This window comes from Glutamicibacter sp. MCAF14, assembly GCF_052114325.1.
GTDB classification, from domain to species: domain Bacteria; phylum Actinomycetota; class Actinomycetes; order Actinomycetales; family Micrococcaceae; genus Glutamicibacter; species Glutamicibacter arilaitensis.
Genome location: NZ_JBFREO010000002.1, coordinates 257256 through 277613, shown reverse-complemented (window position 1 = coordinate 277613; position 20358 = coordinate 257256). Strand labels below are relative to the sequence as shown.

20 protein-coding genes are annotated in these 20358 nt (G+C 56.8%); 9 read left to right on the top strand and 11 right to left on the bottom strand.

The window, feature by feature from the left end; translation table 11 throughout:
* Positions 1–20: 20 nt before the first annotated feature.
* From AB4Y71_RS03905 to AB4Y71_RS03880, 6 genes are all read left to right on the top strand, one after another.
* Entirely contained in the window at positions 21–1493 is a 1473-nt protein-coding gene (locus AB4Y71_RS03905; RefSeq protein WP_013349634.1) for a glycoside hydrolase family 32 protein, read from the top strand.
* A complete protein-coding gene (locus tag AB4Y71_RS03900) occupies positions 1490–2395 on the top strand; it encodes a carbohydrate kinase family protein (protein WP_441718055.1) in 906 nt (301 codons plus the stop codon). The genes AB4Y71_RS03905 and AB4Y71_RS03900 overlap by 4 nt, the downstream gene beginning before the upstream one ends.
* A gap of 39 nt (positions 2396–2434) precedes the next feature.
* The gene (locus tag AB4Y71_RS03895) at positions 2435–3733 is read left to right on the top strand and encodes an MFS transporter (protein WP_133833644.1); all 1299 of its coding nucleotides are present in this window, start codon (positions 2435–2437) and stop codon (positions 3731–3733) included.
* 234 nt (positions 3734–3967) lie between these two features.
* Complete coding sequence (locus tag AB4Y71_RS03890) at positions 3968–5140, top strand: metallophosphoesterase family protein (protein ID WP_441718052.1); 1173 nt, start codon at positions 3968–3970, stop codon at positions 5138–5140.
* A gap of 266 nt (positions 5141–5406) precedes the next feature.
* The gene (locus tag AB4Y71_RS03885) at positions 5407–5739 is read left to right on the top strand and encodes a hypothetical protein (protein WP_441718049.1); all 333 of its coding nucleotides are present in this window, start codon (positions 5407–5409) and stop codon (positions 5737–5739) included.
* Positions 5740–5773: 34 nt separating this feature from the next.
* Complete coding sequence (locus AB4Y71_RS03880; protein ID WP_441718046.1) at positions 5774–5968, top strand: hypothetical protein; 195 nt, start codon at positions 5774–5776, stop codon at positions 5966–5968.
* A 397-nt stretch (positions 5969–6365) separates the two neighbouring features.
* On the opposite strand, the gene tsaD is transcribed toward AB4Y71_RS03880, so the two are convergent.
* From tsaD to coaA, 7 genes are all read right to left on the bottom strand, one after another.
* A complete protein-coding gene (tsaD, locus tag AB4Y71_RS03875; RefSeq protein WP_013349639.1) occupies positions 6366–7445 on the bottom strand; it encodes a tRNA (adenosine(37)-N6)-threonylcarbamoyltransferase complex transferase subunit TsaD in 1080 nt (359 codons plus the stop codon).
* Entirely contained in the window at positions 7442–7933 is a 492-nt protein-coding gene (rimI, locus tag AB4Y71_RS03870) for a ribosomal protein S18-alanine N-acetyltransferase (RefSeq protein ID WP_441718045.1), read from the bottom strand. The genes tsaD and rimI overlap by 4 nt, the downstream gene beginning before the upstream one ends.
* Positions 7930–8607 carry a tRNA (adenosine(37)-N6)-threonylcarbamoyltransferase complex dimerization subunit type 1 TsaB gene (gene tsaB / locus AB4Y71_RS03865; protein WP_441718042.1) on the bottom strand — a complete coding sequence of 226 codons (678 nt, stop codon included), beginning with the start codon at positions 8605–8607 and terminating at the stop codon, positions 7930–7932. The genes rimI and tsaB overlap by 4 nt, the downstream gene beginning before the upstream one ends.
* Positions 8600–9178: a tRNA (adenosine(37)-N6)-threonylcarbamoyltransferase complex ATPase subunit type 1 TsaE gene (gene tsaE, locus AB4Y71_RS03860; protein WP_287041399.1), complete on the bottom strand. Its 579-nt coding sequence runs from the start codon at positions 9176–9178 to the stop codon at positions 8600–8602. The genes tsaB and tsaE overlap by 8 nt, the downstream gene beginning before the upstream one ends.
* Positions 9171–10370 (bottom strand): alanine racemase, encoded by a 1200-nt coding sequence (alr, locus tag AB4Y71_RS03855; RefSeq protein WP_441686086.1) that lies wholly within the window; start codon positions 10368–10370, stop codon positions 9171–9173. The genes tsaE and alr overlap by 8 nt, the downstream gene beginning before the upstream one ends.
* Before the next feature lie 146 nt (positions 10371–10516).
* The gene (mscL, locus tag AB4Y71_RS03850) at positions 10517–10915 is read right to left on the bottom strand and encodes a large conductance mechanosensitive channel protein MscL (RefSeq protein WP_041648926.1); all 399 of its coding nucleotides are present in this window, start codon (positions 10913–10915) and stop codon (positions 10517–10519) included.
* 109 nt (positions 10916–11024) lie between these two features.
* On the bottom strand, positions 11025–11984 hold the full coding sequence (gene coaA / locus AB4Y71_RS03845) for a type I pantothenate kinase (protein ID WP_102597350.1): 960 nt from the start codon (positions 11982–11984) through the stop codon (positions 11025–11027).
* 167 nt (positions 11985–12151) lie between these two features.
* Here coaA and glmS point away from each other — a divergent pair, with 167 nt between their 5' ends.
* The 3 genes from glmS (at position 12152) to AB4Y71_RS03830 (ending at position 16072) form a co-directional block, all read left to right on the top strand.
* A complete protein-coding gene (gene glmS, locus AB4Y71_RS03840; protein WP_102597349.1) occupies positions 12152–14023 on the top strand; it encodes a glutamine--fructose-6-phosphate transaminase (isomerizing) in 1872 nt (623 codons plus the stop codon).
* Between the two features lie 88 nt (positions 14024–14111).
* Complete coding sequence (locus tag AB4Y71_RS03835; RefSeq protein ID WP_441718040.1) at positions 14112–14462, top strand: holo-ACP synthase; 351 nt, start codon at positions 14112–14114, stop codon at positions 14460–14462.
* Between the two features lie 83 nt (positions 14463–14545).
* Positions 14546–16072, top strand: coding sequence for an NAD(P)H-hydrate dehydratase (locus AB4Y71_RS03830; RefSeq protein WP_134779740.1), 1527 nt, complete (start codon positions 14546–14548; stop codon positions 16070–16072).
* 77 nt (positions 16073–16149) lie between these two features.
* Here AB4Y71_RS03830 and AB4Y71_RS03825 read toward each other — a convergent pair whose 3' ends face one another.
* From AB4Y71_RS03825 to rplM, 4 genes are all read right to left on the bottom strand, one after another.
* Complete coding sequence (locus AB4Y71_RS03825) at positions 16150–17520, bottom strand: UDP-glucose dehydrogenase family protein (protein WP_134779739.1); 1371 nt, start codon at positions 17518–17520, stop codon at positions 16150–16152.
* A 149-nt stretch (positions 17521–17669) separates the two neighbouring features.
* Positions 17670–19016, bottom strand: a complete 1347-nt coding sequence (glmM, locus tag AB4Y71_RS03820; protein ID WP_441718038.1) for a phosphoglucosamine mutase — start codon at positions 19014–19016, stop codon at positions 17670–17672.
* A gap of 170 nt (positions 19017–19186) precedes the next feature.
* Positions 19187–19687 (bottom strand): 30S ribosomal protein S9, encoded by a 501-nt coding sequence (gene rpsI / locus AB4Y71_RS03815; protein ID WP_013349651.1) that lies wholly within the window; start codon positions 19685–19687, stop codon positions 19187–19189.
* A 38-nt stretch (positions 19688–19725) separates the two neighbouring features.
* Positions 19726–20169 (bottom strand): 50S ribosomal protein L13, encoded by a 444-nt coding sequence (gene rplM / locus AB4Y71_RS03810; protein WP_134779737.1) that lies wholly within the window; start codon positions 20167–20169, stop codon positions 19726–19728.
* Positions 20170–20358: the final 189 nt, after the last annotated feature.

Genomic DNA, 20358 nt, shown 5'->3' with positions numbered 1-20358 from the left:
CATATCGAAGGATGGCAGCGTTGCCCGAAACTCAACAGGTCGCGGTGAAGCGACCACAGCTACATTTCACTGCGAAGAAAAACTGGATCAATGACCCCAATGGATTGTTCTTTGACGGAGAGCAATACCACCTGTACTTCCAGCACAATCCTCACGGCGTAGGCCACGGATTCATGTCTTGGGGCCACGCGGTCAGCACCGATCTGGTGAACTGGGAAGAACTTCCTATCGCGATTCTGCACGGCGACATGGCTGATATCTTCTCCGGCTCCATCGTGGTGGACCACGAAAATACCAGCGGCTTCGGCGACGGCACGGTTGCGCCGGTCGTTGCCATCTACACCGCGGCAGCCAAGGATGAGACCAACCAGTCCCAAGCCATCGCCTACTCGCTGGATGGTGGAATCACTTTCACCAAATACGAGCAGAATCCAGTTCTGGATCGAGGGTCCAAGGACTTCCGCGACCCAAAGGTCATCCGATACGAATCCGAGCAGGGTTCCTTCTGGGTCATGGTTGCTGTTGAAGCCATTGATCGCCGAGTGATGATCTACCGTTCTGAGAACCTCAAGGACTGGACCGAGCTCTCCAGCTTCGGACCCCAGGCTGCTGTTGCCGGAATCTGGGAATGCCCAGATCTATTCCAGCTACCAGTTGCCGGCACAGACCAGCTGAAGTGGGTTCTAATTGTTTCGCTGAACCCAGGCGGCGTGGCCGGCGGCTCAGGTACCCAGTACTTCATTGGTGAATTCAACGGCACCACCTTCACTCCTGATGAGACTCAGGAAACTTGGGATAGCTTCGGATACGAATCCTTGAAGCAGGGCGACTGGCTGGACTGGGGGCGCGACTTCTATGCAGGTGTCAGCTTCCACGGCTTGCCACTAGACGAGCAAACTCTCATTGCCTGGATGAGCAACTGGGACTACGCCCGCGACCTCCCCCACGATGGATGGCGCGGATCCATGAGCGCCGCACGCCGGCTGGATTTGGTGAAAGACTCCAACGGCAAGTTTGACATTCGCCAGCGCATTCTCGGATTGCCAAAAGCCGACGTTGCATCAAGCAAGGCCAACGCTGGCGAAAATCGTATTGAGCTGGGCTCCCCCGCTCTGGTTGAACTGACGTTTGCTACGAGCCCAATCGAACCAGCAGTCCTTTCCTTATTCCGCGCCGATGACACTCTTATCAGCGAACTCACCGTTGAATCCGAATTGATTCAGCACCGCCGCGAAGCAGGCAAGGTAGACCACGAGCTCTACGCCTCCAACCAGCGCATGCCTCTGCCCGTTGGTTCGGATGAACTAGATGTGAAAGTTCTCGTGGATCACGGATCTATCGAAATCCTAGCTGCTGGTGGTCGACGTTCCCTTACGGATCAGCTCACCGGTGAGGCAGCGCTGGCCTACGCGACCTTGCGCGTCGCAACTGGTGCGAATGCGTCTTTCAAAGTTCAAGAACTCTTTGATAACGCACTGGAGTCCAAGGCATGAGCCGCATTAGCGTAATGGGCGAATCCCTCGTCGACGTTGTTGAAGAAACTGCGCATCCTGGCGGATCACCGCTGAATGTCGCCGTCGGGCTTGCCCGGCTGGGACATGATGTTCAGTTCTATACGGAATTCGGTCAGGATTCCTACGGCATTCAAATTGCGGAGCACCTGGATCAGGCGGGAGTGCATGTTGCCGCCGGCTCAGTAACTGGGCATCCCACGTCCGTAGCCCAGGTAGTGATGGATGAGCACTTAAATGCTCGTTACACCTTCGACATCCACCAGCAGATTCCTGCTGTCCCCGCTGATGATTCCAGCGAATTGCTGCACACCGGTTCCATCGCTGCTTGGATTGAACCCTCGGGTCAAATCATTGTCGATGCTTTCAAGAATGCATCAGACGATTCACTTCGAAGCTATGACCCTAACCTCCGTCCGGATCTTGTCGAGGACAGGGACTCGGCTTTGCAACGCATTGAGCTGCTGATGGGCCTGAGCCACATCGTGAAGCTCAGCGACGTTGATGGTCAGTGGCTATACCCAGACCTAGAGCCATGGGAGGTTCTGAAGCACGTAGCCAGCCTCGGCCCAGCCTTGGCAGTGATGACTCAGGGTGGCGATGGTTGCGTGGCGCTTTCCTCGGGACGGCAATTTGATGTCGCTGCCTCTCCCACCAATCTTGTGGACACCATAGGTGCCGGGGACGCCTTCATGTCCGGGCTGCTCTTTGGAGTGCTGGCTAATCCAGAATTCGCTCAAGCTCTTCGTCACGGCGCAACGGCTGAGTCTCAAGATGTTGAAGAGGCACTTCGTCAGGCATTAACCTCAGCTGCACTGACAGTGGCACAAGCCGGAGCCAATCCCCCGTGGATTAAAGACTTCTCCCTCGCAATCGCTCAGTAACTACGCTTCGCAGCGTTCACGAAAGAATCCAGGACAAAGATGGCTGGCATTACGACTACTTACAAAAATCCTATTTACCTCCAGAGTTCCTTCTCGATGCTCCTGTTCTTCGCATCGTGGGGCATCTGGTGGTCCTTCTTCCAGATCTGGCTCACCAGCGAATCAGCAGGTCTAGGACTCACCGGGGCACAGGTCGGTACGCTCTACTCGGTAAACTCGCTCGCAACGCTGATCCTGATGTTTGCCTACGGGGCCATTCAGGATCGGCTTGGCGACAGAAAGCATCTGGCCACCATTCTTGCCTCGGTGACCGCCCTGATCGGGCCATTCTGCACGTGGGTCTACCAGCCGCTATTGCAGTCCCAGTTCATGGCCGGCGTGCTCATTGGCGCCATTGTCTTGTCAACTGGTTTCCTAGCCGGAGTTGGGCTATTTGAAGCCTTGACCGAACGCTACAGTCGCCGTTTCAACTTTGAATACGGGCAGGCCCGCATGTGGGGGTCCTTTGGCTACGCTCTGGTCGCATTGGCGGCCGGCTTCCTGTTCACTATCAACCCCATGCTGAACTTCTGGATCGGGTCCGTTCTGGGCCTGGCCCATCTCCTGCTGCTGGTGCTGGGCCGTACCAATAGACAGCCAGTGATCGCCGCCGGTTCCGGCAGGAAAATTCTTTCCCCCGCAACTACACCGACAATTCGTGAGATGTTCAGGCTATTCCGTCTGCCGAGTCTCTGGCTGATCATCTTGTTCGTCATGCTCTCTTGGACGTTCTACACCGTCTTCGACCAGCAGATGTTCCCCGAGTTCTACACCGGCCTATTTGAATCACCCGAGACCGGACAGCGGGTATACGGAATCTTGAACTCAGTTCAGGTGTTCGTTGAAGCAGCCATGCTTGGCATCATCCCCCTGGTCATGCGCCGGATAGGCATTCGTTCAGCATTGCTACTGGGAGTGGCCATCATGTTTGTCCGCATCATCGGCTGCGCCCTGGTTGACGATCCGGTGCTGGTCTCGGCAATCAAGATGTTGCATGCCATTGAGACACCGCTATTCATCTTGCCGATCTTCCGTTACTTCACGCTGCACTTCAATCCGGCACTGTCGGCAACCCTATACATGGTTGGGTTCCAAGTATCGGCACAGATTGGCAACGTCATTCTGTCCACTCCCCTCGGCGCGCTCCATGACCGTATGGGCTACCAGCAGACCTTCATCGTGATTTCTCTAGTTGTGCTATTAGCTGGGATCTACGGATTCTTCGCTCTCAAAAAAGATGATCAGCAGGTAGATGGTGACCCGTTCATGCGTCATTCAAAAGCTGCCATGAACTCATAGCTGACTATTAGGCGAAGCGGGGTGGGATGTTGTCGAATTCGACGACATCCCACCCCGCTCTCGTTTGAGTAAGTAATGTCAAAAATGCGCAACTTCTGCATTGGGTTTATTTATGTTGCACACCTATTGTCGATGACTTAATTTCATCATTTCGTCACTCTGGATTCCTACGATCTAAACATTGTCGCCACGATAATTACACGGCGAATCACAGAATCATTTTGAAAGGTCTCCATGAAAACATCGTCTTCTGTTCCACGTCGCGGGGTATTGGTTGCCGGCACCGCAGCCGCTATCACCGGACTCTTCGCCGCCAACAGCGCAACTGCATCCCCAGCACCAGCTGAGAATCCGGGAACGGCTCCCAGGCCAAAACTGAAATTCGCGGCAGATGGCAAGTTCAAGATCGTTCAGTTCAATGACACCCAGGATGGACCGCGCACCGATCGTCGCACCATTGAGCTGATGGAGAAGGTTCTAGATGCCGAGAAGCCCGGCTTCGCCCTGATCAACGGCGATGTAATCAATGGCTCCTCTCAAACAGTTACCGTCGTCAAGCAGGCTATCAACAACGTCGTGCAGCCGATGGAGTCCCGCGGTATCCCTTGGGCACTTACCTTCGGCAATCACGATGAAGATTCAATGCCCAATGGCACAGGCATGGACGAGGCAAAGATCCTGGACTTCATCCGAGGCTATGAGTTCAATGCCAACTCGAAGAATGACAAGATTGTTGGCGAATCGAATTCCCAGTTGCTGATCGCTTCCTCGAAGAGCGCCAAACCTGTCTTTGGCATCTGGCTGCTTGATTCGAACCGCTACGCTCCAAAGACTGTTGGCGGCCAGGACTTCGAGGGCCTCATGTCCTACGACTGGATCCGTCCCGAGCAGATCGCTTGGTATCGTCAGGCTTCCATAGCCACCGAAAACCGCTACGGCAAGGTTCAGTCGCTAATGTTCTTCCACATACCGCTGTGGGAGCACAACCACATGTGGTACGGCGCCCAGTTCACCTCGAACGACGCTGACCACGAGAAGGCCATCAAGAAGCACTCTATCGTCGGAGTGAAGAACGAGGGCGTCTACACCGGCGCATTCAATTCCGGCATGTTCGCCGCGCTGCAGGAACGCGGAGATGTCCGGGGCGTGTACTGCGGCCACGACCACATCAACACCTACATGGGTGACTACTACGGCATCGAGCTCGGCTACGGTCCAGGTACCGGTTTCGGCACCTACGGCCTCGGTGGGACCGAGAACCATCACCTACGTGGCGCCCGGGTCTTCGAACTCGACGAGAACAAGAAAAGCGTTTACGCCGGAACCCGCACCGTGTTCGCCAAGGATCTGGGTATCGACATGGGTACTCAGGGACAACCGATCGACGGGCCACTGCCGCTTCCATAGCCAAGACAAGTTCTGAGCAAGACGAAACCGACCGACGAATGAGCGATTTCGTCTTGCCCAGACATTTTTTACCGCAGCGAAACTGGTAACGGCAAATTATCGAACAGCTGGAAACCGTGGCCGGCGTATTTGTAAAGCGTTCCAGACCTACTACGAAGACGTCTCCATCCACAAGGAATCCAACCCGACATCATCCTCGACATGATCATGAAACCGGACTCGATGGGGAGCTACAGCGACAAGGACGTGGACCTGGTCGCCACGAAGTGGTAGCCCAACACAACCACAAGGGCTCGGACTCACACCTGCAACCTCCCATCGACGTATTCCACGACCGCCGCAGGAATACCACGCAGGATAACAACACTCTGGAACCGGAACAACCAGTCGAATTCCGCAAAACCGCGGGCGCCTTCAACAAGTCCTACGACTTCTTCTCGCAGGTCATCGACTACGGCAGCACCCGAATCGAGAAATTCGCGATCTACCTGAAGCTACTGGCCAAGGCACTGCAGACCACAGCCACCGGCAACAGCTTGGACCTTTCCGATGCGGCGCTCACCCACTATGCCCTGAGGTGCAAGAAGCACAGGACCTGAAGCTAGTGGGTGGGCAAGGCAAGGGAATCGAGAGGTGACTGCAGCCGATTCGGGCGTTGTGCGGGAGACGACCCTACCCACTTTCGACGGACAGATTAAGCAGATCAACGAGCTATTCGAAGACACCGGAATCAGCGACGACGACCAAATCAATGCCGTCGAATCGATCATGCGCACGCCGAACCACACGAGCAGTTACAACGTGAAGCGATTGCAAATGGACCGATAGATTTCAGTTCATCGCCAAGTCTTCCCGAGACTATTGATAAGATCACCTACACCTCGGGAGAAGGACGCAAAAGGCAATCAATGCCTAGCTAGAGGTGGATGCCCCGGACGAGATAGTTCATTTTCTTCTTGCTACTGGTTTGCAAGATCGGGCTAGGAAGCCTTCGCAACGTGATGCTATGACGAATCATTACCCTGAGACACATAGACGTACATAGGTGCAAGAGGTCTTGCTGTTCGCTTTTCCACTCGGTGGCACATGGCCCCGTTAGGAGTTTTGTTTAGTCTTGGACCGACAGATCTTGACTACGAATGCCGATTAGGATGGACAACCCTAGAAATTAGTTTGGGGTCCACCGCCTGTACGTGGTGGCCCCAAACTGAGGTTGCTCAGGTGTCTAGCTTCGAGAATTCAAAACGATGTTCGTTACCGGCTGCGAAGAGTCGGTTGCGAATTCCAGCCCAGACGGAGAAACGCCATCAGCAACCAGCTGCGCGCCGAGAGCTGCAACCATTCCGCCGTTGTCCGTGCACAAGCTAAACGGAGGAACCACCAAGGCTATGCCCGCAGAAGCACATCGGGCCGCCAGAAGTTCACGCAGTCGAGTATTCGCCGCCACTCCCCCGCCCAGAAGCAGAGTCTTCAGTCCCTGTTCCTGCATCGCCCGGACTGCCTTCGACGTGATCACGTCAACGACTGCTTCCTGGAATGACGCAGCAATATCAGCGACAGGAATTTCTTCTCCGTTGGCCTCGAAGTGCTCTACGCAGCGCGCGACAGCAGTCTTCAGCCCCGAGAAGGAGAAGTTATTGCGATGCTTGCCTGGATTTTCGGCACTGCCGACAAACTTTGGCAACGACAGACCACGAGGGAAGCGGAAAGCCTTGCGGTCTCCGTCCTTGGCTGCCTTGTCGATAGCCGGTCCGCCTGGGTATCCAAGGCCCAGCAGTCGCGCAGTCTTGTCATAGGCTTCGCCAGCTGCATCATCAATGGTGGAGCCCAGCAACTGTACATCGTTGGTCAGCGAGGTGACCTTCAAGATTTCGGTGTGGCCTCCCGATACCAGCAGGGCGCCGAACGTAGGTGGCAGCACCGTTCCTTCAAGTACTCCAACACCCACGTGGGCTACCAGGTGGTTGATCCCGTACAACGGCTTCCCTGTAGCCAACGCCAGAGCCTTGGCTGCCGAAACGCCAACCATCAGAGCACCGGCCAGGCCTGGACCGCTGGTCACGGCAATGGCGTCAATGTCATCAAGAGTCAGTTCCGCGGTGTCCAGAGCTGACTGCAGGGTGGGCACAAAGGCTTCCAGGTGTGCACGCGCTGCGATCTCTGGAATCACTCCGCCAAAGCGTACGTGCTCATCCATGGAACTGGAGACAGCGTTAGCAAGCAGCTTATTGCCGCGCACGATTCCCACACCGGTTTCATCGCAGGAAGACTCGATGCCCAGTACTACGGGTTCTGTGTTGCTCATGCGTTGCGTTCTTCCTCTTGTCCTTGCTGGACATCCAGCGGCAGTCTCATAATCAGTGCGTCTACCCCGCCCTTGTAGTAGCCCTTGCGACGGTGAATGGAAGTGAATCCCATGGATTCATACAGACCAATGGCACCGGGGTTATCAAAGCGAACTTCGAGCATCACATCCAATGCATTCTTCTCGCCTGCGGTCTGGATGAGCAATGCCAAAAGCTTGCGTCCCAAGCCTCGCCCTTGGTAGTCCGGGTGCATGGCAATGGTCTGCACATCGGCAATCGGCAAGACCACGCAGAGGCCGGCATAGCCGACAACTCGACCAGCGTCCTCATAGACCCAGTAGGTGCGGGTATCACTCTGAGCTAGCTCGGATTCAAAACCTGCCAGCGGCCACGCGTCTTCTGGAAACAGCTGCTGTTCCAGCTCGTGGACAGCCAGCAGATCTTCTGCGGCCATGCGGCGCAAAGTGATCTGATTTGCTTCACTCATGACTTGGCCTGCTTCATGAATGCCGGAACCTGAGCATCGGATTCGCGCAGGTACTGCGGCGAAGTATCAGATAGATCCTTGCCCACTGCCAGTTCATTCATGCCACGACGGGCAAGGTAGCCAGCGTTGGCAATCCATTCAAAGGACGCAGGCATTGGCTGGGCGCCTGCTTCGTGAAATTGTTCGGCATAGATCCCTGCGCCAACGCCGTAGATCGGCAATGCCGGAAGTGCTGAAGCTGCGGAAACGTGCGGGCCATCCACTATGGTGCCGTCTTGGTCATATCGGGCCCAGTACACTTCTTTGCGGCGTGCATCAGATGCCACGACGAATTCGGCCGGAACCTGACCTGCATCAAGCACCTGTTCGGCGAGCGCATGCAAGGACATCACTCCGTACACGGGGATTTGCCATACGAAGCCGAAGGTTCGTGCGGCAACCAGTCCCACGCGCAGGCCGGTGAATGGGCCTGGGCCTACGCCGACAATGATGCCGGCGAGGTCTTGGCCTTTCTGTCCATGAGCGTCCAAGAGTTCTTTGACGTAGCCCGAGAGGGTTTCGGTTTGGTCGTTTCCCTTGGAAGACACACACTGGTCGACAACTGAACCGGTGGTTTTATCAACCAGTGCCACCGATGCGTTGGCTGAGGTGTCGATAGCTAAGTAGTTAGGCATGCTTCTCTTCCGTGTGCTGCGCAACAATTGCGGACAGCAATGTGTCTTTCAACTGGGCAAAAGTGTTCTCGTCCCAGCGTGGGCCGATCCCCTTCAGGCTAAACAACCGTGGCTCGTCCAGTTCTTCCTCGGATTCTTCCCAAGGGTTAGCGCTCGGTGCGGCCAAGGCTTCGCGGTCCAGCTGGATTTCCAGACGCGAGTCCGTCAGGTGTTCCACCTTGCCCAGTCCCCATTCCACCACGGTGACTGATTCAGCCAAGGTTGATTCGAGGTCCAGAGTGTCAACGTCGTCGTGGCCGTTCAAGCGGTAGGCATCGACGTGGATCAGTCCGGGTCCATCGCCAAGTGATGGGTGCTGGCGAGCCAAGACGAAGGTCGGGGAGATAATTCCCTGTCGCACGTTCAGGCCTACGCCGAGTGATTGCGTCAGGGTGGTCTTGCCAGCACCCAATGCACCGGTGAGGATCACTAGATCTCCAGCTTTGAGCTGAGTACCCAAGGCTTCGCCCAGTGCTTCGGTGACGGTGAGGTCATCTAGCTGGCAGGAGAACTCCTGCACCGGGTTACTCACCGGCTTCACCCCAGCTGCCTTCAACGTAGTAGCGAGGCACTCGTGGAGAAATGCGGGTTACCACTTCGTAGTTGATGGTGTTCGCAGCGTAGGCCCAGGTGTTCACCGACTGTCCGCCATCGCCGAAGATAATCGCCTCAGCGCCGAGGAAGTCTTCCGGATTGATATCCGCACCAAGATCAATGACGCACTGGTCCATGGCGATGCGTCCGCGTACCGGGTAGGTGCGTCCGTTAACTGTCACCGGGGCACCTGTGGCGATGCGCGGCAAACCATCGGCATAGCCCATTGGGATCAGCCCCAAGTAGGTCTCGCCTTCAGTCTTGTAATTCAGTCCGTAGGACACGCCTTGTCCGGGGCGGACCTTCTTGACGTTGGCCACGCGGGTTTTCACCGTCATCGCTGGGCGCAGGCCAAAGCTTTGCGGGGTGTCTTCCTCAAATGGGCTCAGTCCGTACAGGCCCAGTCCAAGTCGAACCATCTCGTAATGGGAATCGGGTCGGGAAAGAATGCCAGGGGTATTGGCGATGTGGCGAACTTCTAGATCGAAGCCGGCTGCTTCAATCAGCTCAATGGCGGTGTTGAAGACGGCAAGCTGCTCATCGGTCTCCGGGCGCTCAGGTTCATCAGCCACAGCCAGATGGGAGAAGAGCCCTACTACACGCAGCAGTCCTTCTTCTTGGAAGTCGCTCGCACGGTTCAGCAGGTCCGGCAGAGCCTCCATGGTGGAGCCGTTGCGTCCCAGTCCGGTATCGACCTTGATATGGATGCGGGCCGGAGTTTGCACGGCACGAGCTGCCGCGGCGACGCGTTCCAGTTCCCAGCCAGAGACTCCCAGATCCAGGCCGGCGTCAATGGCGGCTTCGAATGGGGTGTCTTCAGTGTGCAGCCACGCAAGCATAGGTGCGTCGATGCCAGCTTCGCGCAGGGCCAGGGCTTCGGTGACGTGGGCGCATCCGATCCAGCGGGCTCCGCCTTCCAAGGCGGCTTTTGCCACCTGGATGGCGCCGTGGCCGTATGCGTCAGCTTTGACGACGGCCATGACGGCAGCGGGAGCTACAACATCAGAAATCTGCTTGACGTTGTTGCGGATGGCCGACAGGTCAATGACTGCCCGGCGTTCAAATCCAGTGGCCTGTGCACTGCTGGTGCTGTTTGTCAGGTTGCTTTCTTCAAGCGCTTCAGAGTTCACCTAAACATCTTCGCACTTTTCGCTTTCAGATGCTTTGTTACCCCGGTGCGCAGTTCAGCACATGGGCCTGGTTAAAGTCGGAAGGAGCGGATCAAGACAACTAAGTTGCTTTGATCCGCTCCTTGGAGACGGATGATGGTCGGTGCTTAGCGCAGAGTCTTCAGCTCGTCGCGGATCTGAGCCAGCAGTTCCAGCTGAGGATCAACTTCTTCCTCTGGCTCTTCCTGGCCGGCAGCGCGGCGAGCAGCAAGACGCTCATTCAGCTTGTTCATTGGCAGTACCAGTGCGAAGTAGACTGCAGCAGCGATCAACAGGAAGTTGACCAGAGCAGTGAGGAAGACACCGAACTTGATGTCTACGCCATCAATGGTCAGTACCAAGAAGCTGTCGAAGTTTGGCGAACCAACCAACGCAGCGATCAATGGCATCAGCACATTGTCAACAAGGGCAGTGATAACGGCGCCGAAGGCAGCACCGATGACGACAGCAACGGCCAGATCGACAACGTTGCCCTTCATAATAAAATCGCGGAAACCTTTTAGCATGGTTCGAGCATACACAGGATAATCACAGGACTGGCATAATTTTGCCTTCGATTTCCAATCGTTCGGCAAATTCACAGGAACCGTTTACATAAATAACAATTGATCGCGCCTAGATTTTCCTCAAAAGCATCCGGCGTACCGAATGATCTGCGGATTTGCGCAGCACCAGCTGCGCGCGCCCACGCGTCGGCAAGACATTCTCTTTCAAGTTCGGCTCATTAATACGCTTCCAAATACCGTGAGCCGTTTCCCTTGCTTCGACGTCAGTGAGCTGGGCATAGCGGTGGAAATAGCTGGCCGGGTCAGAGAAAGCACCAGAGCGCAGCCGCATGAATCGCTTGATGTACCACTCTTCAATATCCGAACTCCGTGCATCTACATATACAGAGAAATCGAAGAAGTCACTCAAAGCCAGGCCCACGGTTCCATCCGAACGCGTGCGTGCCGGCTGCAAGACATTTAGCCCTTCGACAATCAGCACCTGCGGCGAGCGCACCACGTTGCGCTCCCCCGGAATGATGTCGTAGGTCAAATGCGAGTACACCGGGGCGCTTACTTCCGGTGCCCCAGATTTGATCGCCGAGACAAAACGCAACAGTGCACGCCGGTCATAGGATTCGGGGAAACCTTTGCGGTGCATGATCCCGCGGCGCTCAAGCTCAGCGTTCGGGTACAAGAAGCCGTCGGTGGTGATCAGCTGGACGTCAGGAGTCTGCGGCCAGCGGCGCAGCATTTCCTGGAGCACACGGGCTGTTGTGGATTTGCCCACAGCTACTGAACCGGCAACTCCGATGACAAATGGGGTGCGCCGTGTCTGCTCACCCAAAAAAGTGGTGGTTGCCTGATGTGTCGCTGCGGCGCCTTCGACGTAGAGATACAGCAGGCGGCTCAGCGGCAGGTAGACATCGCGGACCTCTTGCAGGTTCAGCTGATCTCCCAGGCCACGCAGCCGTTCAATGTCAGAGTAGTTCAGCGGTTGTTCCATCTTGTTGGACAGCCGTGCCCACGTCTCGCGCTCCAGTTCAACAAAGGGCGAAATGGGTGTTTCTAGTGTTCCGTGTGGTTCCACGAGGGTAAATTCTGCCAAGAATATGCTCTACAACCCAATTAACAAGGTCAACAGTGCATTCATTTTCGGCAAAAACCGGTAAATGCGTGATCTAAGACATAGGTTTTTTTGAGTGCTCTGCCACGATTATTCCCATCGATGGGCATTGAACCGGTAGGATTTTTCCCATGTGCGGAATTGTTGGATATGCAGGAACCTCGAGCCAGGTCGCTGATCACGGCGCCCTCGACGTTCTAATTGAAGGTTTGCGTCGGTTGGAATACCGCGGTTACGACTCGGCTGGTGTCGCTGTTGTTGCCGATGGTGCCATTCATTCTCGGAAGAAGGCCGGCAAGCTGGTCAATCTGGAAAATGAAATTGCCGAGTCCCCATTGCCTAAGTCGATGACCGGCATCGGGCATACCCGTTGGGCAACCCATGGTGGACCGAGCGACTCTAACGCTCACCCACACCTGGCTGATGGTGGCAAGCTTGCCATGATCCACAACGGAATTATTGAGAACTTCGCCGGCATCAAGGCCGGCCTGGTAGCCGAGGGTGTTGAATTCCTCTCTGATACCGATACCGAGGTTGCCGCAGCATTGCTGGGCAAGCTCTACAGCACCGAGGCCGAAGGCAACCTGACCTACGCCATGCAGCTTGCAGTTCAGCAGCTCGAGGGTGCTTTCACCCTCTTGGCCGTTCACCAGGACCACCCAGGTGTTGTAGTTGCGGCACGCCGCAACTCCCCTCTGGTTCTGGGTCTGGGCGAGGGCGAAAACTTCCTGGGTTCGGATGTCTCGGGCTTCATCGACTTCACCCGTCGTGCCGTAGAGCTGGGCCAGGACCAGATCGTTACCATCACCCCGGATAGCCACTCCATCACCGACTTCGACGGCAACCCTGCCGAAGGCAAGGAATTCACCGTTGACTGGGACGCAGCCAGCGCTGAAAAGGGCGGCTTCCCATCCTTCATGGAGAAGGAAATCTTCGACCAGCCAGCAGCTGTTGCTGATACCCTGCTGGGCCGTTCAGACGCTGATGGCCGTCTGACCCTGGACGAGCTGCGTATTGCTCCAGAAGAACTGGCAGAAATTTCCAAGATTGTTGTTCTTGCCTGCGGTACCTCGGCCTACGCCGGCTCTGTTGCCAAGTACGCTATCGAATCCTGGTGCCGTATCCCGGTTGAGGTTGAGCTTTCCCACGAGTTCCGCTACCGCGAGCCAATCGTGGACGAGAAGACCCTGATCGTTTCGATCTCCCAGTCCGGCGAGACCATGGACACCCTGATGGCTGTGCGTTATGCCAAGGAGCAGGGCGCCAAGACCATGTCGATCTGCAACACCAACGGGTCGACCATCCCGCGCGAATCCGATGCGGTGCTGTACACCCACGCCGGTCCAGAAATCGCAGTGGCATCCACCAAGGCATTCTTGGCACAGATCACCGCCACCTACCTGCTGGGCCTGTACCTGGCACAGTTGCGCGGCAACCTGTTCCAGGGCCAGATCAAGGACATCCTTGCTGACCTGGGCAAGATCCCTTCCAAGATCCAGGACATCCTGGACCGCGCTGAAGAGATAAAGGATCTGGCACGCAATATGTCAGATGCCAATTCCGTGCTGTTCCTGGGCCGCCACGTTGGCTACCCGGTAGCAATGGAAGGCGCCTTGAAGCTCAAGGAAATCGCCTACATCCATGCTGAAGGCTTCGCCGCTGGCGAGCTGAAGCACGGCCCTATTGCGCTGATTGACGATGGCCAGCCAGTGTTCGTTGTAGTTCCTTCCCCACGTGGTCGAGACTCGCTGCACTCCAAGGTTGTCTCCAATATCCAGGAAGTGCGCGCCCGTGGCGCCAAGACCCTGGTTATTGCCGAAGATGGCGACAGCGCCGTCAAAGACTTCTCCGAGTGGGTCTTCTACGTACCAGAAACCCCAACCCTGCTGATGCCTCTGCTGGCCACCGTGCCACTGCAGATCTTCGCTTGCGAACTGGCTTCCGCCAAGGGCTTCGACGTTGACCAGCCACGTAACCTGGCCAAGTCGGTGACCGTGGAGTAATCCACCAAGCTCTAGAAATTGCGGGTATTCCCTTTTGAGGAGTGCCCGCAATTTTTTTGCCCTGCCGGCTCTGGATAAACTAGGAGGCATGATTGCAGGTATTGGAGTGGACATAGTTGATGTGCCACGTTTTGGACGTCAGCTTGAAAAGACTCCACGTTTGCGTGAGCGGCTCTTCACCGAAGAAGAACGCGACCTGCCCCTGCGTTCCCTGGCGGCCCGTTTCGCAGCCAAGGAAGCCATTGCCAAGGCACTGGGCGCTCCTTCGGGCATGAATTGGCAGCACTGCACCATCCGCAAGGATGAAGACGGTGATCCGCAGATTCACAACACCGGGTCTGTCGCCGAGGCAAGCAACCTGCGAGGGATCACTTCATGGCATCTGACCATGTCCCATGATGGCGACATGGCTATCGCGATGGTGGTTGCCGAGCGCTAAGCTCTGCGACCACGTTGAAAGAATAACGACACGTATCTCATTAAATAAGGCATCACACAGAAGCCTTGAGTATTGTTTGACTTATGATTCCTGTCTACAGTGTTGCGCAAATTCGTGCGGTTGAAGCCCAGGAGAACTCCAAGCGGGGCGAAACCAGCTTAATGAAGCAGGCAGCCTCCCATTTGGCTTCAACAGCGCTTGGAATGCTGGCCGAGAATACCAGCGCCGAACCGGCTTTCGTGGTGGCACTCATTGGCCCGGGCAACAACGGTGGCGATGGGCTGTACGCACTGGCAGAACTCCAACTGCAAAAGATTTCCACGCTGGCACTGCAGTGCCACGAACAGGTCCACGCTGAAGCTGCTGCCGCCTATCAAGCAACTGGCGGCACCATGCTGGATCTCTCCGATGGCGAAAGCGAACTAGCTAATGCCTCACTAATCATTGACGCCATTTATGGCCTTGGATACCGTCCCGGCTCTGCCCTGCCCGTACTTCCTGCGAACGCACGAGTGCTTGCCTGCGATGTTCCATCAGGTTTGAATCCGGATACCGGCGTGGCCGAGGACGGTGTCCTCCTTGCCGAACGCACGCTCACTTTCGGTGCCTTGAAGTCCGGACTGCTGGCCATTGATGGTCCGCTGGTCACCGGGGATATTACCGTGGCAGATCTGGAATTCGATTTTTCTTCCGTTGAGGCTGGAACGCAGCTGGTGGAAGAGACCGCTACCCGCGAGCTGTTGAACCAGCACCGCTCTTGGAGGGACGCCGGTCGGCATAAGTACCAGCGCGGGGTCTTGGGCCTGATTGCTGGTTCTGATCTGTATCCGGGAGCCGCGCAACTGACTGCCAAGGCTGCCGTAGCCTGTGGTGTCGGTTTGCTGCGCACTCACGTTCCGGAGTCCATCCAGCCGATGATGGCTCTGTCCGTACCGGAATCTGTTCCCTTGGATGATGATCAGATCAAGGAAGCATTGTCTTCTTCGCGCCGACAGATCCACGGCAAGGGTGCCAAGATCAAGGCATGGGCTATTGGCCCGGGCCTCGATGGGCGCACTCCCCCAACTGGTGCTATCGCTGATGTCTTTGCCAGCCCGCAGCCGGCAGTGATTGATGCATCCGGTTTGGAAGTTGTTCCTGCCGGTCCCAGCGAGCAGCCTCGTGTGCTGACACCTCATGCCAAGGAACTACGCATGCTCCTGAGCCGCGCTGGCGTGAAGATCACCCCGGATGAGATTGCCCAGGATCCAATTCGCTGGACCCGTTGGGCTGCGTTGGCCTACAACGCAGTGGTGCTACTCAAGGGTCCAACCAGCTACATCGTTGCACCTAATGGCGACAGCTTGATGGTGAGCCATTCAGCTCCTGAGCTGGCCACTGCAGGCAGTGGAGATGTCCTGACTGGCATCCTTGGCTACATGCTCTCAGATAGCTCCCTGACGGGCACTGAGGGCCTGCGAACCGTACCTAACCGCCGGATGATGGAACTGACCGCTTGCGCGGCTTACATCCACGGCCATCTGGGCCGAGTGACCGCTGCTGACGGAACTGTGAACGCTTCGCGCTTGATCGAGAATCTGCCGAAGGTAATGAAGCAGTTCGGCTTCTAATCTTCACCTTGTCCAAACGAAACGGGCGGTGTTCTTCTTTTGAGAAGAACACCGCCCGTTTTTCGTGCTTTCAGCACTTAGGACTGCACGGGGATCGCGGTCGTTGCCGGAGCCATATTGCCCAGTTCGAAGTACTCCCCCGGACCGGTAATGCTCCAGCCCTGCTCCCGCCATTCTGGACGGTCAAGGACATTGCGTCCGTCAATAAGCTTCTTCTGGGACACGACGCTGGCAAGATCAGCTGGCTGCAATTCGCGGAATTCATCCCACTCGGTGAGCACCAGGACCAGGTCCGCGTTCTTGGCTGCTTCCGTATAGGAATCCACGTAGTTCAAGCGCGGGAAGCGTCCAGCTGCGTTGGCGTTGCCTTCCGGGTCGTAGACCGAGACTTCAGCGCCTTCGTTGTACAGGCGTACGGCAATGTCCAATGCTGGTGAGTCCCGCACGTCATCGCTGTTGGGCTTGAAGGTCACGCCCAACACCGATACCTGCTTGTCGGCCAGTTCATTGCCCAGCATGTGCGAGGCCAGCGAGACTACGCGGTCACGACGGCGCAGGTTGATCTGGTCTACTTCAGCTAGGAACCCCATGGTCTGGCTCAGGCCAAGCTCGCTGACGCGTGCCTGCAGAGCTCGAATGTCCTTGGGCAGGCAACCGCCACCAAAGCCCACTCCTGCGTTCAAGAACCGGCGTCCAATGCGCTTGTCGTAGCCAATGGCGTCGGCGAGTACCTTGATATCGCCGCCCACGGTCTCGGTAACTTCAGCAAAGGCGTTGATAAAGGAAATCTTGGTGGCAAGGAAGGCATTGGCTGCGACTTTGACCAGCTCTGAGGTCTCCAGGTCGGTGACGACCTCTGGGGTGTCCAGGGCAAGGACGGGTGCATACACTTCGCGCAGCAATTCCAGACCGCGCCCATTATCCAGGCCGTATACCAACCGGTCCGGGCGCAAGGTGTCTTGGACTGCGAAGCCTTCACGCAGGAATTCGGGATTCCAAGCCAGTGCAATGCTGCTTCCAGCCTTGGCACCCTGGGCAATTTTTTCGCTCAACCGACGTGCGGTGCCTACTGGGACGGTGGACTTGCCGACAATCAACGCGTCGCCGGTGATGTGTTCCAGCAACGAGTCCACGGCACCGTCGACATAAGACATGTCTGCAGACTGGGAGTCGGCGCGCTGCGGGGTGCCTACGGTGATGAAGTGGATATCAGCTCCGGCCGCGACTTCCGCGTAGCTGTCGGTGAAACGCAAGCGTCCGGAAGCTACGTGCTTGCGCAGCAGTTCGGGCAGGCCTGGTTCGTGGAAGGGCAGGATGCCAGCGGCCAGTGCGTCCAGCTTGGCCTTGTCTATGTCCAGTCCAATGACTTCATAGCCCATTTCGGCCATGCAGGCGGCATGGGTTGCACCGAGGTAGCCGGTGCCGATCACGCTAATGCGTAAAGTCACGAAAGTCCTTCTCTCCGAGAACGCGAACCGATATCAGTTTCTAATAATTAGCATGCCACACCCCCGCAGCGCGCTTCCTCGTGGAACGCCCTGCGGGGGTGTGAGTTTTCTTGATATTTACGTATTGGTTGCTGGGAAGCTACTGAACTTTAGAGGGCCAGGTGTTCCTTGACCGATTCGGCCAGGGTCTCAGCTTCAGCCTGGGCTTGCTCGTGGGTAGCTGCCTCGACCATGACGCGGACAACTGGTTCGGTGCCCGATGGGCGCAGCAGTACACGGCCGGTGGTGCCCAAGCGTGCTTCTGCGGCGGCAATGGCCTCCTGCAGCGGCTCGCATTCTGGAACACCTGCCTTGTCCACGCCACGCACGTTGATCAGTACCTGCGGCAGCACGATGAGCACCGAGGCAAGTTCCTTCAGGGACTTGCCGGTTGCCTTCACGCGGGCTGCAATCATCAGGCCGGTCAACACGCCGTCGCCGGTGGTGGCGTGCTTGGAGAAGATCACGTGGCCGGACTGTTCGCCGCCCAACGAGTAATCGCCTTCGCGCATGCCTTCTAGCACGTAGCGGTCGCCCACGCCGGTCTGCTTGACGGTGATGCCAGCAGCTTCCATGGCCAGGGTCAGTCCGAGGTTGCTCATCACGGTAGCTACCAGGGTGTTGTCCTTGAGTTCTCCGCGGTCCTTCATATCCAGTGCCATGACTGCCATGATCTGGTCGCCGTCAACGACGGTACCTTCATGGTCTACGGCCAAGCAGCGATCGGCGTCGCCGTCGTGGGCGATGCCCAGGTCTGCACCGTGCTCCAGCACAGCGGCCTGCAGCTTCTCCAGGTGCGTGGAGCCGTAGCCGTCATTGATGTTGATGCCATCTGGCTCGGCACCAATTACGATGGTTTCGGCGCCGGCGGCCTTGAAGACTTCTGGGGAGCAACCCGAGGCTGCGCCGTGGGCGCAGTCCAGGACTACCTTCAGCCCTTCAAGGCGGTTTGGCAGTGCCTGCAGCAGGTGCATGATGTAGCGGTCTTCAGCGTCAGCGAAACGCGAGACTCGGCCTACCTCTCCTGCGGTTGGGCGTGGCTTTGGCATCTTCAAGCAGGCTTCGATGGCGTCTTCCAGCGCATCGTCCAGCTTCTTGCCGCCGCGGGCCAAGAACTTAATACCGTTATCCGGAGCCGCGTTGTGCGAAGCGGAGATCATGACACCGAAATCGGCGTTCAGGTCCCCCACCAAGAATGCTGCCGCAGGTGTCGGCAGGGTGCCGGCATCCATGACATCAACGCCGGAGGCGGCGAGGCCAGCCTCAATTGCGGCGGACAGGAAGTCACCACTGATGCGCGGGTCCTTGGCAACCACAGCGACCGGCTTGTAGCCGTCCTCTGGTTGGCTCAAGCCCAGCACCACCGATGCTGCCTGCGCCAGTTCCAGCGCGAGCTCGGGAGTTAACAGTTCGTTTGCTTTTCCTCGGACCCCATCGGTCCCAAATAACCTTGCCATCGCATACAATCATATGCCCTCTGCATTGATTTAAAGGGCTTTAAGTCCCGACAATCACAGTGAAATGAGAAAAGATTAATGGGATTTCATTACCTTCAGCATTAAAAGGCCAAAGGCCCCACCACCCTTTGCAGGATGACAGGACCTTTGGAAAGACCTTGAAGTAAGGTTTAGCGCTTCGAGAACTGCGAAGCCTTACGTGCCTTCTTCAGACCAGCCTTCTTACGCTCGATGACGCGTGCGTCACGAGTCAAGTAGCCAGCCTTCTTCAGGGCTGCGCGGTTTGCATCGCGATCGATCTCGTTCAGCGAACGGGCGATACCCAAACGAAGTGCACCGGCCTGGCCGGAAATGCCGCCACCGTTGATACGAGCGATAACGTCGTAAGCACCCTCAAGACCAAGGATCTTGAAAGGCTCGTTGACGTCCTGCTGGTGCAGCTTGTTAGGGAAGAAGTTCTCCAGGGTGCGACCGTTAACGGTCCACTTGCCGGAGCCTGGAACCAGGCGAACGCGAGCAATAGCCTGCTTGCGGCGGCCAACTGCTGCACCTGGCACGGTCAGTGGAGCGCGCTCGGTGTCAACAGCAGCAGTCGAAGCTACGGTCTCGGTAGTGTAGGTCGAAGGGGTCTCACCCTCGAATTCAGTGGTTTCTTCAGTGTTCTGAGCCACGATAATCTCCTATTAAGTATTTCTTCTCGGGGCCAGGACTACTGAGCGACCTGGGTGATTTCCAGTGCCTTTGGCGACTGAGCAGCGTGTGGGTGCTCTGCGCCGCGGTAGACCTTCAGCTTCGACAGCTGGGCATCCGAAAGCTTGTTCTTAGGCAGCATGCCCTTGATAGCCTTCTCTACAGCCAGAACTGGGTTCTTTTCCAGCAGGTCTGCGTAGTTGATGCTCTTCAGGCCACCTGGGAAACCGGAGTGGCGGTAAGCGCGCTTGTTCTCAAGCTTCTTACCGGTCAGTGCAACCTTGTCAGCGTTGATGATGATGACATGGTCGCCCATGTCCATGTGGGCTGCAAAGGTTGGCTTGTGCTTGCCGCGCAGCAGGGTTGCGGCCTGGACGGCGAGACGGCCGAGTACTACGTCGGTGGCGTCAATGACATACCACTGACGAGTCTGGTCAGCCGGCTTTGGGGTGTACGTACGCACAGTAATTGCCTTACGTTGATTCGTTTCTGGTCAAACAGTCGCTTGGCTGAAGGCGGTGAGATCCCTCAGTGACGAGCACTGTCGTGTTGTTCTTGTGTTTAGACCAGTACGTCAGGTGAGGACTGAAGATATCCGGCCGTCCATATATTGTTCGCACACCCAGCAGACCAGCGACTATGCAACTAAGCC

Excerpts from the sequence above, each read along its gene's own strand:
- AB4Y71_RS03900 (WP_441718055.1), top strand. The coding sequence starts at position 1,490 with ATGAGCCGCATTAGCGTAATGGGCGAATCCCTCGTCGACGTTGTTGAA.
- AB4Y71_RS03895 (WP_133833644.1), top strand. The coding sequence starts at position 2,435 with ATGGCTGGCATTACGACTACTTACAAAAATCCTATTTACCTCCAGAGT.
- AB4Y71_RS03890 (WP_441718052.1), top strand. The coding sequence starts at position 3,968 with ATGAAAACATCGTCTTCTGTTCCACGTCGCGGGGTATTGGTTGCCGGC.
- tsaD (WP_013349639.1), bottom strand. The coding sequence starts at position 7,445 with ATGAGCAACACAGAACCCGTAGTACTGGGCATCGAGTCTTCCTGCGAT.
- rimI (WP_441718045.1), bottom strand. The coding sequence starts at position 7,933 with ATGAGTGAAGCAAATCAGATCACTTTGCGCCGCATGGCCGCAGAAGAT.
- tsaB (WP_441718042.1), bottom strand. The coding sequence starts at position 8,607 with ATGCCTAACTACTTAGCTATCGACACCTCAGCCAACGCATCGGTGGCA.
- mscL (WP_041648926.1), bottom strand. The coding sequence starts at position 10,915 with ATGCTAAAAGGTTTCCGCGATTTTATTATGAAGGGCAACGTTGTCGAT.
- glmS (WP_102597349.1), top strand. The coding sequence starts at position 12,152 with ATGTGCGGAATTGTTGGATATGCAGGAACCTCGAGCCAGGTCGCTGAT.
- AB4Y71_RS03835 (WP_441718040.1), top strand. The coding sequence starts at position 14,112 with ATGATTGCAGGTATTGGAGTGGACATAGTTGATGTGCCACGTTTTGGA.
- AB4Y71_RS03830 (WP_134779740.1), top strand. The coding sequence starts at position 14,546 with ATGATTCCTGTCTACAGTGTTGCGCAAATTCGTGCGGTTGAAGCCCAG.
- glmM (WP_441718038.1), bottom strand. The coding sequence starts at position 19,016 with ATGGCAAGGTTATTTGGGACCGATGGGGTCCGAGGAAAAGCAAACGAA.